The 14,516-nt window shown below is 65.7% G+C and carries 11 protein-coding genes and 1 tRNA gene; 7 read left to right on the top strand and 5 right to left on the bottom strand.

Features of this window, described 5'->3' with window-relative positions; all coding sequences use genetic code 11:
• The first annotated feature begins 2 nt into the window (after window positions 1–2).
• The 4 genes from HHX31_RS13215 to HHX31_RS13200 all read left to right on the top strand — a co-directional run bounded on the left by HHX31_RS13215 (window position 3) and on the right by HHX31_RS13200 (window position 3,656).
• The gene (locus HHX31_RS13215; protein WP_169948849.1) at window positions 3–1,502 is read left to right on the top strand and encodes a potassium/proton antiporter; all 1,500 of its coding nucleotides are present in this window, start codon (window positions 3–5) and stop codon (window positions 1,500–1,502) included.
• A 120-nt stretch (window positions 1,503–1,622) separates the two neighbouring features.
• Window positions 1,623–1,979 (top strand): FmdB family zinc ribbon protein, encoded by a 357-nt coding sequence (locus HHX31_RS35945; protein ID WP_169948552.1) that lies wholly within the window; start codon window positions 1,623–1,625, stop codon window positions 1,977–1,979.
• A gap of 62 nt (window positions 1,980–2,041) precedes the next feature.
• The gene (locus tag HHX31_RS13205; RefSeq protein ID WP_169948551.1) at window positions 2,042–2,848 is read left to right on the top strand and encodes an S-methyl-5'-thioadenosine phosphorylase; all 807 of its coding nucleotides are present in this window, start codon (window positions 2,042–2,044) and stop codon (window positions 2,846–2,848) included.
• Between the two features lie 178 nt (window positions 2,849–3,026).
• Window positions 3,027–3,656 carry an SAF domain-containing protein gene (locus tag HHX31_RS13200; protein ID WP_169948550.1) on the top strand — a complete coding sequence of 210 codons (630 nt, stop codon included), beginning with the start codon at window positions 3,027–3,029 and terminating at the stop codon, window positions 3,654–3,656.
• 24 nt (window positions 3,657–3,680) lie between these two features.
• Here HHX31_RS13200 and HHX31_RS13195 read toward each other — a convergent pair whose 3' ends face one another.
• Both HHX31_RS13195 and HHX31_RS13190 read right to left on the bottom strand, forming a co-directional pair.
• Window positions 3,681–4,784, bottom strand: a complete 1,104-nt coding sequence (locus HHX31_RS13195; RefSeq protein ID WP_169948549.1) for a D-alanyl-D-alanine carboxypeptidase family protein — start codon at window positions 4,782–4,784, stop codon at window positions 3,681–3,683.
• A 129-nt stretch (window positions 4,785–4,913) separates the two neighbouring features.
• Window positions 4,914–5,441 carry a hypothetical protein gene (locus HHX31_RS13190; protein WP_169948548.1) on the bottom strand — a complete coding sequence of 176 codons (528 nt, stop codon included), beginning with the start codon at window positions 5,439–5,441 and terminating at the stop codon, window positions 4,914–4,916.
• A gap of 201 nt (window positions 5,442–5,642) precedes the next feature.
• Between HHX31_RS13190 and HHX31_RS13185 the strand changes: the two genes are divergently transcribed.
• Window positions 5,643–5,715 (top strand) — tRNA-Arg (locus tag HHX31_RS13185).
• 609 nt (window positions 5,716–6,324) lie between these two features.
• Here HHX31_RS13185 and HHX31_RS13175 read toward each other — a convergent pair.
• A complete protein-coding gene (locus tag HHX31_RS13175) occupies window positions 6,325–6,882 on the bottom strand; it encodes a hypothetical protein (RefSeq protein ID WP_169948546.1) in 558 nt (185 codons plus the stop codon).
• A gap of 669 nt (window positions 6,883–7,551) precedes the next feature.
• Window positions 7,552–10,428 (bottom strand): CHAT domain-containing protein, encoded by a 2,877-nt coding sequence (locus HHX31_RS13170; RefSeq protein WP_169948545.1) that lies wholly within the window; start codon window positions 10,426–10,428, stop codon window positions 7,552–7,554.
• 23 nt (window positions 10,429–10,451) lie between these two features.
• Here HHX31_RS13170 and HHX31_RS35940 point away from each other — a divergent pair, with 23 nt between their 5' ends.
• Window positions 10,452–11,219 carry a DUF6338 family protein gene (locus tag HHX31_RS35940; protein ID WP_396710922.1) on the top strand — a complete coding sequence of 256 codons (768 nt, stop codon included), beginning with the start codon at window positions 10,452–10,454 and terminating at the stop codon, window positions 11,217–11,219.
• A gap of 724 nt (window positions 11,220–11,943) precedes the next feature.
• Here HHX31_RS35940 and HHX31_RS13165 read toward each other — a convergent pair.
• Complete coding sequence (locus HHX31_RS13165) at window positions 11,944–13,020, bottom strand: IS4 family transposase (RefSeq protein ID WP_211589652.1); 1,077 nt, start codon at window positions 13,018–13,020, stop codon at window positions 11,944–11,946.
• 202 nt (window positions 13,021–13,222) lie between these two features.
• On the opposite strand from HHX31_RS13165, the gene HHX31_RS13160 reads away from it, so the two are divergent.
• A complete protein-coding gene (locus HHX31_RS13160) occupies window positions 13,223–14,515 on the top strand; it encodes an ISAs1 family transposase (RefSeq protein WP_169948544.1) in 1,293 nt (430 codons plus the stop codon).
• Window position 14,516 lies beyond the last annotated feature (1 nt).

Raw genomic sequence — 14,516 nt, 5'->3', positions numbered from 1 at the left:
GTCTGAACGTCTGGCTGCTCCTGTCCGCCGTCGTCGTCATCGCGGCCATCGCGTCCGTACGGATCGCGCATCGCACCGGCCTTCCCTCGCTGCTCCTCTATCTCGGTCTCGGCCTGCTGCTCGGTGAGGGCGGCATCGTCGGCATCAACTTCGACAACGCCCAGACGGCGCAGCAACTCGGCATGGTCGCCCTCGCCGTGATCCTCGCCGAGGGTGGTCTCACCACCAACTGGAACCACGTACGCAGCGCGGTGCCGACCGCGCTCGTGCTCGCCACGGTCGGAATCGCGGTCAGCGTCGTCGTGCTCGCGGTGACGGTCTCCGTCCTGCTCGGCATGGACTGGCGGATGGCGCTGCTCCTCGGCGCGTTCCTGGCGTCGACGGACGCCGCCGCCGTGTTCTCCGTGCTGAGACGGCTGCCGTTGCCGCCCCGGCTCGCCGGGATCCTGGAGGCCGAGTCGGGCTTCAACGACGCCCCGACCGTCATCCTCGTGATCATGCTGAGCGCGGGCCCGTCGCTGACGCTCTCGCTGCCGGGCGTCCTGCTGGACACCACCGTCGAACTACTCATCGGCGCGGCCGTCGGTCTCGCCGTGGGCCCCGCGGGGGTGTACGCGCTGCGCCGGGTCGCGCTGCCCGCCTCCGGCCTCTACCCGATCGCGGTGCTGGCGCTGGCGTTCGTCACCTACAGCGGGGCGACGCTGCTGCACGGCAGCGGGTTCCTCGCGGTCTACCTGACGACGCTGGTCCTGGGCAACGCCCGGCTCCCCCACCGCGCCGCCACCCGCGGATTCGCGGAGGGCGCCGCCTGGCTCGCCCAGATCGGGCTGTTCGTCATGCTCGGCATGCTCGCGGACCCGCGCGAACTGCCCAGTGTGCTCGTTCCCGCCCTGGTGTCGGGCCTGCTGCTGGTCCTGCTCGCCCGGCCGGCGTCCGTGCTGGCGTCCGCGGCGGTCGCCCGGCTGCTGCGCCTCGGTTCGCTGTCGTGGCGCGAGCAGGTGTTCCTGTCGTGGGCCGGGCTGCGCGGCGCGGTGCCCATCGTGCTGGCCGCGATCCCCTGGGCGGCCGGCCTGCCGGGGGCGAAGGGCCTGTTCAACGACGTCTTCATCATCGTCATCGTGTTCACGATCCTGCAGGGGCCCACGCTGCCGTGGCTCGCCAGGCGGCTCGGCCTGGCGGCGGATGGCGAGGCGCGCGACCTCGACGTGGAGGCCGCGCCGCTTGGCGAGCTGAACGCCGACCTGCTGCAGGTGCGCATCCCGCCCGGTTCGCTCATGCACGGCGTGGAGATCTTCGAGCTCCGGCTGCCCGCGAACGCCATGGTCACGCTCGTCGTACGGGACGGGCAGTCGTTCGTGCCCGCGCAGACGACCCGGCTGCTCGCGGGCGACCAGCTTCTCGTCGTCACCACCGCCGCCCAGCGCGAGACGGTCGAACGCCGCCTCCGCGCCGTGAGCCGCCGCGGCAAGCTCGCCGGCTGGTACGGCGAACGCGGCGGCTGAACAGGCCTGGGGGAAAGGGACACCCCGGGGCAATAAACATGCCTGGAGTGGCGTTTGCGCTTGTTGGTTGCGTACGATTAGCAATCGACCCGGTCGAGTGCCAGTCCTCAGGAGGAGCGAGTGCCTACCTACCAGTACGCCTGTACCGCTTGCGGTGAGCAGCTGGAGGCCGTTCAGAAGTTCTCTGACGACCCGCTCACGGAGTGCCCGGCCTGCCAGGGCAAGCTGCGCAAGGTGTTCTCCGCCGTCGGCATCGTGTTCAAGGGGTCCGGCTTCTACCGGACCGACAGCCGTTCTTCGAGCTCGTCGTCGACCGCGGCCAGCACCACGTCGTCGTCCTCGAAGTCGTCCGGCGACTCGGGCAAGGCCGGCGACTCGGGCAAGAAGGAGACCGCGGCCGCCTCCACGAGCTCGTCGAGCACGTCGAGCACGTCCTCGTCCAGCACCTCGTCGTCCGGCTCCACCGCCGCCGCCTGAGGTTATCCACAGGGGCCGGCGAGACGCGGCGGGGGCACGAAGCCGTTCGCTAGGGTCTGCCCATGGTCAATCGAGCAGACATCGGGGTCATCGGCGGTTCTGGGTTCTACTCCCTGCTGGAGGACGCCGAAGAGGTCGACGTGACGACGCCGTACGGCCCGCCCAGTGACTTGATCACCGTGGGCCGCATCGGCGAGCGGACGGTCGCGTTCGTCCCCCGGCACGGCCGCGGCCACACCTTCCCTCCCCACCGCATCCCCTATCGGGCGAACATGTGGGCTCTGCGGTCCCTCGGCGTCCGCCAGGTTCTCGCGCCCAGCGCGGTCGGGTCCCTGCGCCCGGAGATCGGCCCCGGCGCCCTCGTGATCCCCGACCAGCTCGTGGACCGCACCCAGGGGCGTGAGCAGACCTACTTCGACACCGGCGGGGCCGTCCACGTCTCGTTCTCCGACCCGTACTGCCCCTCGGGCCGGGCGGCGGCCGTCGCCACGGCGGGCGAGACGGGCTGGGACACGGTCGACGGCGGCACCCTGGTCGTGGTCCAGGGGCCCCGCTTCTCCACCCGGGCCGAGTCGAAGTGGTTCGCGGGCGCCGGCTGGTCGATCATCGGCATGACCGGGCACCCCGAGGCCGTCCTCGCCCGTGAGCTCGCCCTCTGCTACACGACGCTCGCCCTCGTGACCGACCACGACGCCGGTGTGGAGGCCGGCGAGGGGGTCACCCACGAGGAGGTCCTGGCCTTCTTCGCCGCCAACGTCGAGCGGATGCGGGCCCTGGTCGCCCAGGTCGTCGAGGCCCTGCCGCAGGAGCGCGTCTGCTCCTGCGCCGCCGCCCTCGACGGCATCGAACTGCCGATCACGCTTCCCTGAGATCACCGATGCGTGCCACGACCCGTCATCGACGCGCCCCGATCGCGGACGGCCGACGACGTGCGACCTCCGAGGGAACGGCCGGAACCCATGCCGGGGCGGGGACGAGGCCGCGATACGCGATGGCCAGGCCGCGAAGCGCGGGGTTGAGGCCGCGAAGCGCGGGGTTGAGGCTGCGATGCGCGGCGTGAGGCGCCTGGCGGCGCGGCGTCGCCGCCCGATCGCCGCCGGGCTCGCCGGTCTGGCGGTGGCCTGCGTGCTGCTCGCCGTCCGGGCCCCCGGCGGCGTGGAGGTCCTCGCCGCCGCCCGTGACGTCCCCGGTGGCCGGCTGGCCCCCGCCGACGTCATGGTCGTACGGCTGCCGCCCGACGCGGTGCCCGCCGGGGCGTACGCGCCAGGCGCTCCGGTGGTCGGCCGCGTGGTGTCCGGTGCGCTGCGCCGGGGTGAGCCGCTCACCGACGTGCGACTGCTCGGCCCCGGCCTGTTCCGTCAGGCCCTCGCCGTACGGGCGCCGGCCGGACAGTCCGCGGGCGGGGTGGCGGGACTGGTCGCGACGCCGATACGGATCGCCGACCCCGACGCCGCCCGGCTGCTGTCTCCCGGCGACGTGATCGACGTCCTCGCGGCCTTCGAGGACGGGCCGTTCCAGGCCAGGACCATCGCCCAGGAGGTGCGGGTGATCGCGCGGCCGCCCGGCCGTACGGACGGCGGCGCGCTCCTCGTGCTCGCCACGACCCCCGGCGAGGCGGCGCTGCTCGCCCAGGCGCAGGCGCAGGGCAGGCTCTTCGTCACCATCCACCCGCGCTGACCCCGATGGCCGGCGCGGGCCGGGTCACAGGAGTGAGCCGAGCTTGGGGTCGTACTCCCAGTGCCAGGGCTCGAAGGGGCTGCTGTAGGCCCAGTCGGGGTGGAACCAGCCGAACCGCTTGCTGTTGGCCTCCAGCCAGTTGAACTGCACGGAGCGGAAGTTCTGCACACCGCCGCACAGGTCGACGGCGAGCCCCAGCCCGTGGTTGCTCTTGCCAGGCGTGGCGGCGAAACCGGGCCGCCGATAGTAGACCGACTGCTGCTCGCCCAGGCTCCGGTAGCTGTCGGAGATGCACATCGAGGTGCCGAACCGCTTCTTGTAGGCGATGTTCATATCGGCGAAGGCGATCGCCGCGTCCGCCCGCAGCGTCTCTCCCCCCTGCGGCAGGGGACACAGGATGCTCTTGGGCAGCAGGCCGTTCGGGTACTGCTCGGCCTGGGTGATCCTGGTGGGGTCGCATCCGCCGGCTCCCTGGGTCCCGTCGCCGATCTTCACGCCGAGCTTGATCAGCGCTTTGGTGAGGGAGCGGACCAGGGCGGACGAGCGCTTGCGCAGAGCGGTCACCTCGGCGCTCAGCTGCGCCTCCTGCAGCAGGCTCGCCGCCCGGAGCTCCTGAGCCTCCTGGGCGAGCTGCCGCTGCCGCTCCAGCAGCTTGATCGCGTCGCCGAGCACGTTGTTGCGCCCGGCGACCATGTGATCGAGGTCGGCGATCCTCCGCAGCGTGTCCGTACCGCCCCCCGCCCTGAAGAACGGGCTGAGCCCGTCGACGGACGGGTCCTGGTACAGCGACGACGCCAGATCGGACAGCGGCTTGCGCATCTTGTTGATCTGCGCCGTGGCCTCCTGGAGGCTTTCGAGCTTGGCCGCCAGTTCCTTCTCCACGGCGCCGAACTTCTTCTGGCGCGCCACCAGCGCCCTGTTCGCGTCCTCAATGGACTTGTACGCCTTCTGGGCCTCGCGCCGCAGCTCGGTCAGCGTGGTGGGCTCCTTGGAGAGCTCACCGGCCAGGGCGGACTCTTTCGCGGTGGTCGTGGCGTCTGCCGAGGCCGTGGCGTACGGCCCGGAGACGGCCAGCGAAGTCATCACCGTGACGACCGCGATCAGCCTGGCTGATCGAGGAGATGACACGATCGACTCCCCCGTTTGCGAACTCGTGACCTGGATTAGGGAGGCACGTTACTACAGCGCCCCGTGTGCCCGAGCCTCGGTTCGCACAAGCGCTATCGACCGGTCGCGTCGCGTTTGCACGATTCCCGCTCATTCCCCTCCATCAGGTCGAGCCTGTTGCTCCTGGCAGAGCTCCCACAGCCAGGTGTCCCGCCACTCGGGCGCGCACGTGAAGGTCGTCTCCTCGCGAGGCGATGGCTTCGCCTCCGCCGGACGCCGCGCCGCCGGTGCGTTCCCCTGGATGACGACCTCACGGACGGGCCGGACGACCGGAAGAATCCGTACGAGCCGCTCGTAGAGACGAGCGGGACCAGTCGGCTCGGGCACCGGTGTCGGATCCAGCAGGGGCTCCCGCACGACCCGGGCCATCGGAACCACGGCGATCCTTGGGGCTTCCGGGGCTTCTGGACTGGCCCCCGCAGTCGGCTGCGCGCCCGGCGTCCCCGCAGGTGGCCGGACTCCGGCACGCCCCTCACCCGGCATCCCGGCCGGTTCCGCCCGTACGGCCGCGTCCGAGACGAAATCGCCCCGGGCCCGCTCCCCGTAGCCGGTGTAGTCCGCCATGAGCATGCCCGAGGCCAGGACCACCGGCGCGATCAGCGCCACGAGGAGCACCATCGATCGCAGCCCAGGCGCGGACCCATGTCGCGTTACGGTCACGGCCAGCGACGGTAACCGGCCCGCCCAAGCCGCCGTACGAGGACTTGCCATGCCTTTACCGCAGGTCAGCCTGCCGGTGACCCGGGGACTCGAAAACGACACCCCCGGTGGAGGCGCGAGCGGGCCCAACCTTTCGCTAGGCTTACTGATGCACGTCACGCCTCCGTAGCTCAGGGGATAGAGCACCGCTCTCCTAAAGCGGGTGCCGCAGGTTCGAATCCTGCCGGGGGCACTCTTTGATCAGCCCAAACAGCCCATCACCTGGGGTTTCTCTGTAGCCGCCCGGCGATCATGCGCAGCGAGATGCAGCCGTAGGCAGCTACATGTCAGTGATCGCGAAATATACGCGAAATGATCATACAGGCGTTTCCCCAGGTCAGGCCGCGCATGCAGAAAGGCCCCGGGATAGCCCGAGGCCCTTCCAGGTACTGATCTTTGATTCGTGATGTCGACTCACGCTGTGATGGCCAGGCCAGTACGCCTCAGCGTTCAACGCTGGTCGGCGAAGCCATGCGCGAGCGGACCGCGCTCCAGGTCAGCCTCCAGCCGGGCGAATTGCGCGGGGCTCAGCTTGGGCAGCAATGGTGGGCCCTTGGAGGCCAGCACCGCTGTGCCGCCTTCCCGCCCGGAGCGCCGCCACGCTCCACCGACCGTTCGATGACGCGGCGGCGCACGGATTACCGCCGCCGTAGTGTCCCGCTGTTCGAACATCTCGGCTGCCCGCAGCCTTACCACCTCTCGGCGCTGCTGCTCCTGAGGGGTAAAGCCACCGCCCCGTGCATACCGCACACACGGTCGTACCGCATAGATCAGCCCTCGTCAGCTACCTGACAAGACGCATTTAGTTCGGTACCTCTGCGTGCAGACGCTCGATGTATCCGTTCAGGTTCGAGGTGATCTTGTTTAGCACGTGCGGGGTATACGCGGCGATGTCGCGCAACGTGGAGCTGTCGTCCAGCGGCCGACCGGGCACCTTGCCTTGGTGATACTTGTTGAGGTACTTGATGACCTCATCCCTGTGCTCGTACACCTGGAACGGATCTACTTCTGCATAGTCGTGCGCGTCGGTCAGGTGCACGAACTTGTTCCCGAACTTATACACGGCATCTACCCAGCCGTTGGTACCGGTAGCGACCTCGATCATCTTCTGATCAGCGATGCGGCCCCGGTCGTTCTTAAATCCCTTGCCGGCAACGCAGGACGCCAGAGTACGGTCTCGCACATCCGGATTGTGGAGTAGATAGATGACGCGGATCATCGAGTCCAGCTCCATGCGCAGCACGCTGCCGGCGATCGCCCACCAGCCCCGTTCCAGCGCGACGTCCATGGCTTGGTGATGCTCCTGCGAACGTGCTTCGACCGTCCTGCAGAAGGTGTAGAAGGTGTCGGCTGTCGTCACAGGAGGGATGCTACGGCCCGAGGCGCCACCCCGCCAAGGGAAAAATGATCAGGACAACCACACGACAGCCATCAACAGTCCCGTCCCCAGCGAGGCACGTCGATAGAGCTCGGACACCTCGGCCAGCGCGTTCTACAGCTCCCGACTACCAAAGCTCATGCGGGTCGCCAATAATGTGCGCGTGACAGAAACACGCTGCGAACGGTGCGATCTCCCCGTGGGCCTAGGTTGCTCCTGCTCAGGTGCACCGGCGAGGATGTTCGTCCCCTTTGAAATCCTCATCTCACCCAAGCGGTACGCACACTTGCCAGACGGCTGTAATCACACCGCCACACCAGAAATCATGGAGACCGACTGGGGGCGGATTCGCCAACCTCGTCCAGGCCTCTGGACCAACATTAGCCCAAATAATCCAGCATGGGCTGAGAGTGGGAACCTAGACAGGTACGCCGAACGACGATGCGAAGACTGCAACAATGCATTCCCCGGTGCCAACTGATTCAGCGGCATACCGTACCAGTCGGCGTACTGGAGTAGCATCCGTGACATCCCAGCCAGGTACAAGTTGCGTGGGGTCATCAGGATTGGCGATATCTCTGACGGCGAACAGCTAAGCAGAGTCCTAAACTAGTCCAGGAGTTGAATGAAGGACCCAGGATGTCGACAGACTCAGGTAGCTCCGGTGAATTTGAACGCCGCCCAGAATAGGGGATCATCCTCAGCCTGCCGAATGAGATAGTGGCGCCATTCTGGAAAGACTCGGTCGAGCCGTCCCATTGCTACCTCATCGACATCCGTGCGGGAATCAGAACGCCACCGGCCCCAACGCAGGAAGTCAGTCGTATCGCGGTACGCCTCGTTTACGGAACCCCCCACTTCCAGCCGCGTGTGCAGCAAAGCCGAGAACACCAATGAGTGGAGATTGGTTATCTCCCATAAGGTAGATATCACCGATTTGGCACCCCGAGCGAGAAATGCCGACTCGACCCCCCGGAGGGTCTGCACTGTACGAGCGGCAGATTCGTGGGTGCCCGTTCTGCAGGCGTTGAGAACTACAAGATCGACTGCAGAGAGATCAGCGTCTGCCAAGATCTTGCTCGTGGTGAGCGTCGCTTCACCCAACGTCTCACCGTGCAATATGACGCCGGATGCCCAACGATTCGAATGAATGTGGCCATGACAGGTAATGTGGACAATACGAGCCGTCATCATGACCGCCAGTACCGCGCCGGGTGTAGCGGCCGCCTCCGAGAGTTGGATGGATCCACGGTAGATATCAGCGACCATCTCGGCTTCGGTAAGGGCGCTACGGCTGGCACCGGCTCCCAATATGCCGCTACCGGTGTGTGCTACGACGAGCGCGGGACAGGATGCTGGACGCCTTACAGATTGTCCGATGGCCCTCAGGATCCGCGCGCTTGGCATGTAGACGACATTCTCGAAAGCATCACAGAGCATTGTGGGACCGTCGTCGAATTCTACAGGAACAGCATGGAGGGGAAGCAGGTCCAGCGGAGGAGTCGGGCTGAGGAATAGGCGGCGAGTTCTTAACTCAATCAGTCTTTCTGCAATCGGCTGGAGGAGCTTAGATGCGGCAGCCAATAGTTGGAGCAGATCGTCCTTATCTCCATCTAGCATTGACACATGTGGAGATCGTACCCATCTGGATGCTACAGCAGTGACCCACTCTGCTGCAATGTCGCTGTAGGGCTGCAGCTCATAATGCGGCGAGCCATTCTGGAGCCATGCGATGACTGACGACAAACGATCGTTTTTGGTGAATAGATGCACAAACGCGCTTCCATCATCGCGCAATGCCTCAACGACTTGGTCCTCCTCATCTAGGCGCCGCTGGTTCTTTCCATTGCGGAAGTCAGCGCGTGCAATCTCCAGATGGCGTTGCCGGTCCTCGACGGCCCGATCAACGGCGGACCTCAGCGATAGTTCTGGAAGTCCATCAAGCACGGCAACAGCGTGGCGAGCCCTGATGTGGGCAAGTCGGCGGGCGGCCGATATGAACGCTTCCCACGCAGGCGAGGGTTGTGGATCCAGAATGGCAAACTCCTCCCGGAGCTCTTCGCCCTTGGCAATTTCATTGCCGTGAAACGCCGCTTGGGCTGCCCTGTCTAATCCCTCCATGGAACGACGCCACGGGATCTGCCGGGTCTCGTTTCCAACGAGGCGACGGAGCGCCTGGACACCGGCTGCTGTCAGCTTGTCGCACACGGCTGGTGGAAGCTGAATGGGCACAGTTCCCTGCACTCGGAGCTCACCGTCGCCTTGGAGACTCAGCACCGTGAGGCGCACATATTCTACCGCCGCTAGATGCACCAGTTGCCAGGCAGAATTGACCGTATCCAACGGGTAGGAATAGGGGACCTCCATGGGAGGACCTGAATCCTCGGGGGGGAGCGGCAACACCAGCCGAACCACCACTTCGTTGTCCTCTATGGCGCACCTGATCCCGTACGCGCTTCCCGGTATTGTCAGGGCACGCATCGCCGTCAGAATCTCAGGAGTATCTGCGGTGGCCAGCCACACCGGGTGTGGGCCCACATTGGTACGGAACGAGCGCGCGCCGCCAGTAACGATTTCATCGAGCATCCATCCTGGTGCGGGGGCATCTCGTCCAGGCACAAGCTCCGATGGAAGTGAATCGTCTTGTTGTAACCAGAGTTCGTACAGCCCCTGTCCTACTATGAGGCATTCATCTTTATATAGTTCGTCTTGATCAGGTGTCGCCAGCAGGCCCACCTCGTGCGCGGTTAAGCTCTGCAGGAGAAGACCGAACTGCTCATCCCAGGTTTTCAAATCGAGGCGGAGTGCGGCTTCGTCTGCGGCAGGAGTGTCCCGCACCTGCCGCAGAGCGATTTCCAGATCAACACGGCGTCGATACCGTAGCGCGATCTCGACAAGCTCTAGCCTGTCAGCGAGTGCTGGGCAAGCACGGATAATGTCTACGTCCGTCGCTAGACTGATCTTTCCCAGTCTCACGAGATTTTGAAAGAGTTGTGCGGCAATGCCACTCCTGGACTCCCATAGCAGGTCCGCCGGCAGGTGAACGAAAGGATCAGCAAGATTACCCAAAACTGTTGCTAGCTGCTCATCGGGAATTTGCCAGATTGTCCCAAGTTCTTCCCTCACTTGATCTGCACTGCACTGCTCTCGACGACGCCCCGCCCACAATTCGACGAGCAATACGTGTAGGGCCCCTACATCCCACCAACGACGCCAGGGCGCACCATGAAGCCGTAATTGCCTAATAACAGGCAGCACCAATTCGTCAATAATCAGAAATGGAGAAACACCTGGGAGGACAAGGCCAGTTTCCTTAAGCCGTTGCGCGATCGCCTCAGGCGGACGCGCCATGACATCTTCGACAGCGACGCTAGATGCCAACATCGAAAGTGTCAGTGTATCCTGCGCCACCCAAGAAGGCAGCAGCTGATCTGCGCACATCCCTACCCGAGGGAGCCAGCGAGTAGAGATCTGCGTCGCGAGCAGGTCGATCCAGCTGTCACGCGCTTCTCGCAAGTCCTCATGCATCTTATCGGCTCACCTCTAAACGGATGTCACGCAAGACATCATGGTTGACGCCCACGCCTGGACAAGATATTTCCACTAGGTTACCGATCCGACATCTGAACACGCAGCCGCTTCAAGCGGCTTCGAGAGGAGGGCAGTTGTCACAGGCGCCGACGACATTCGCGCAGGTCACAATCGTGATCCTGCTAGTTCTGCCTGGGGTGTCGTACCAGTTCGTACGTGAGCGCCTCCGCGGCCTCGCCCCTGGCCACAAGGAGCTCGGAGAGCGAGTGCTCCGCGCCTTAACCGCTGGCATTGTCCTTGATGCCGTGTATGTGGCGATAGGGGGCGAATGGCTTGTTCGACTCGTTTATGATCAGCGGCAAGGCTGGCTAGTCGGCACGGCGGCCAGCCCTCGCTTGGCAGCATTGACGGCCCTGCTGTTGCTCGTTGCGGCTCCGGCCGGAAGCGCCTGGCTTCTTAACCGGTTGGCTATACGCCGGGCTGCCTCCGCGTACAAGCCGACACCGACAGCTTGGGACGATGCTTTCAGTAACCGCTCGCATTGCTTCGTTCGGGCACGCCTCAAAAGTGGCGGCTGGGTGGGCGGCTGGTATGGTGAGACATCATTCGTATCAGGCTATCCTCACCCTGCGGACGTGTACCTGCAAAGTGCATGGGCACTCTCGAAATCCGGCCGTTTCGAGAACCCGCTCCCATACAGCGGAGGGTTATACATTCGGATGGACGAGGTCGAATGCCTGGACTTCATAGAGGCCCCCCGGGAGAAAGGAGATAGCGCCGATGAGTGAAACCCGCCCCGCGTTCGATCCTGCAGAGAAAAAGGGCTATCGCCCTGCTGGACATGTGCCTGAGCCTAAGCAGCCCCCTCCCACACCAGCACCGATTGCTGAACCGGACGCGGCAGACTCCGATCAAGCTCAATCCCCTAGCAGCTAGCTAGCCGATCAGGGTCAGGTGGAGGACGCCGAGCAGTTGCGCCGGCTCGGGCTATCGGCAGATGGCTGAGCCCCGAACAGGAAGGGCCTCGGAATAGCCGAGGCCCTTCCAAGGTAGCTCTGGAATTAGCCGTCCAGAGCGGTTGAGATCTTGTTATTGGCCTGAAGGGCCTGACCTTCCACGCCCAATGCCGTTTAGATAGCAATTGATCATGGTCTTCGCTGGGCGGCCGACGGTGTGGGCAAGAGCGTGACAGTCGGTGGACCCGCGTACCGGATGCCCTTATCGGAAGAGCGCCGCTCACGGTAACTGCTCCTGCGAGAGCGTTTGACGGCTCGCGGGTAGGAACGGTGGCGGCGGAGAGGGTTCACGTTCCGGCGGTGCGCGACTCGGTGGAGGATTCAGGAGGCGTCAGCTGGCTCAGGGGGAAAAGGCCGCGTGGTCGGTGACCGAGCGGCGCACGATGCGGACAGTGCCCACAAACTTGATCCGGTCGGGGTCGATCCCAGCCACTGTGGCGGCGGTGCAGATCAACGCGCATAACGCCCAGTGGGTCAGCAGATAGGCCCAGATCTCCTAGTAGACCAGCTCGGGGGTGCGCGAGCGCAGGATACGGCCCGGCCCGCGCAGATGAGTCTTCAGCTGATCGATACCGGTTTCGGCCTCCCAGCGGTCGTGGTAGCAATGGGCCAGGTCTTCGGCGGTGGCCTCGGCAGGATCGAGGATGCTGGTGATCAGCCGGATGTGCTCGCCCTTGCGGTCGGGCACCGCGTAGTCGACCACTCGTACGATCACCGCGTCATCGGGATCGAGGTCTCGGCTTTGGCGGGCGGCCTCGCGGAGCCGGTCTTTCTGCGATCGGCGCAGGCCGGTGGGTTTGGTGATGACGGCGAGCCAGGACCCGTCGTCCAGGTCACATAGCCAGTAGGGGCGGAGCCCGGCCTGGACGCGCCATAGCAGATGAGCGCCGCTGTGACGTGCCTGGTTCCAGGCCGCGAAGCTGTAGAAGCCGCGGTCGGCGGTGAGCAGCATCTCCTCGTTCAACTGCTCGTACAGGGAGAACGAGAGGGTCTGTTCGCCGGCCCAGCAGCCCGCCACGTCGGCTGCCACGATGGCGTGGCTGGCGCACTCGCTGATGGCGACCACCCGCGCCTGCGGGAAGGCGGTCTCGTACCCGCCCGCGCTGTCGCGGCTGAACTCGGCGACGTTGGCCTGGGTGTCGGGAAGGTCGATCACGAACCCGTCGATCGCCATCACCCGCCAGCGATTCAGCCACGCGCCCGGCGTTGACTCGGTCGCCGCGGGCCGCGCCACCTGCCGGAATACCTCTCGGACCGCCTCGGAACCTAGGCGCTGGCGGGCTTGCGTGATCGCGCCGCGGGTGGGTGCCTCCCAGCACGCTCCGGGCATCAAGGCCAGCATGCCCGTCAGCTTCTCAGCGACCTCCTCGTAGTCATCGTCGGGGTACAGGCACAGCGCGATGAGCAGGTAGATGACCACGTGTGCGGGGAGCTTACGAACACGTTGCTCCCGGCATCCGTGTGCAGCGACGACCGCATCCAGTACCTGCCGGGGGATCAGCGATGTCAGCGCGCCGATCGCCACCAGATCCGTCAATCGACCCGAACTGCCCGCAATGCCCGACATGATCATCAGGCGAAGGTACCGGCAAGATCGCTATCTAACTAAACGGCATTGCCTTCCACGCCAGGGCTCGAGCGTTCTCGGCTGGTGAGACGGTCGCACCCCTGGGACAGGCGGGTGGTTGAGGGCACCCCGGTGCGGAGATGACAAACGCGACCCCTCATGATCGTCGGTGTCTAGCCAGTCGATCAAGAACAGGGGCCGCGTTCGCGTGCCATCATCCCCGATCGACGTGCTCTCCCGCCACCTGGAGCACGTCACCATCTCCGATCCGCTGTCCGATCTGCCCGCCCTGGCCGAGGTGCTGGATGCCGTACCCGACCCCCGCAGCCGCCGCGGGCGCCGCTACCGACTCGGCCCGCTACTCGCGTTAGCCCTTCTCGCCGTGCTCGGCGGAGCGACTTCCCTGGCGAAGATCACCCGGTTCATCGCCGGATACGATCCCGACCTGCGCGCCCGGATCGGTCTCCCGGGCACCGTACGGCTGGCCGCCTCCACCCTGGGACGGCTGCTGGCCCGCCTGGACGGCGACAACTTCGACGCCGCGACCTGCGCCTACCTGTCCAACCTGGCCGCCGCGCCACCAGCGACCGCCACGAACGGCACAACAGCGCTACTCGGCCTGGCCGTGGACGGCAAAACCCTGCGCGGCAGCCGCACCGCAGGCGGCGTAACCCACCTGCTGGCCGCCACCCGCCACGACACCCAGACGGTGATGGCTCAAGCCCAGGTCGCAGCCAAAAGCAACGAGATCCCCGCGTTCACGCCCCTGCTATCCGGGCTCGACCTCACCAGCGTGGTCATCACCGCCGACGCCCTGCACACCCAGCACGAGCACGCCCGCCAGATCGTCGCCGCCGGAGGGCACTACGTGTTCATCGTCAAGGGCAACCAGCCCACGCTGCTGCGCCGGCTCAAGGCACTGCCCTGGCGCGAGGCCATCCTCAACGACCGCACCGACGAGACCGCGCACGGACGCCGCGAGATCCACCGCATGAAGATCTGCACCGTCCGCCCGGGCCTGCCCTTCCCTCACGCCGCCCAGGCCATCCAGGTCAAACGACGCCGCACCAACAACGCCACCGGGAAGACCACCATCGTCACCATCTACGCCATCACCAGCCTGCACCCCGGCCAGATCACCCATGCCCACCTCGCCGGACTGATCCGCGGCCACTGGAGCATCGAAGCCCTGCACCACATCCGCGACGTCACCTACCGCGAAGACGCCTGCACGATGAGGACCGGTGCCGCACCCCGGATCATGGCGAGCCTCCGCAATCTCGCCATCGGCCTGGCCCGCCTGAATGGAAGTCGACAGCGAGGATGCCCTCGGCCTGGGCCGCGAGGAACTCCCGCCGCGTCGCCCCGGTGCGGCGCGGGGCCGTATCGATGCCCGCCGCGTTCAGGATCTCCCATACGCCCGAGCCGGGCCAACTCGCCCTGGATCCGTTTGTGGCCCCACCTTGCGTTTTCCCGAGCCAGCCGCAGGACCAGCTTTTGAG

Source organism: Microbispora sp. H11081, assembly GCF_012999535.1.
Classification (GTDB): Bacteria; Actinomycetota; Actinomycetes; order Streptosporangiales; family Streptosporangiaceae; genus Microbispora.
This window is presented reverse-complemented; position numbering and strand designations above follow the sequence as displayed.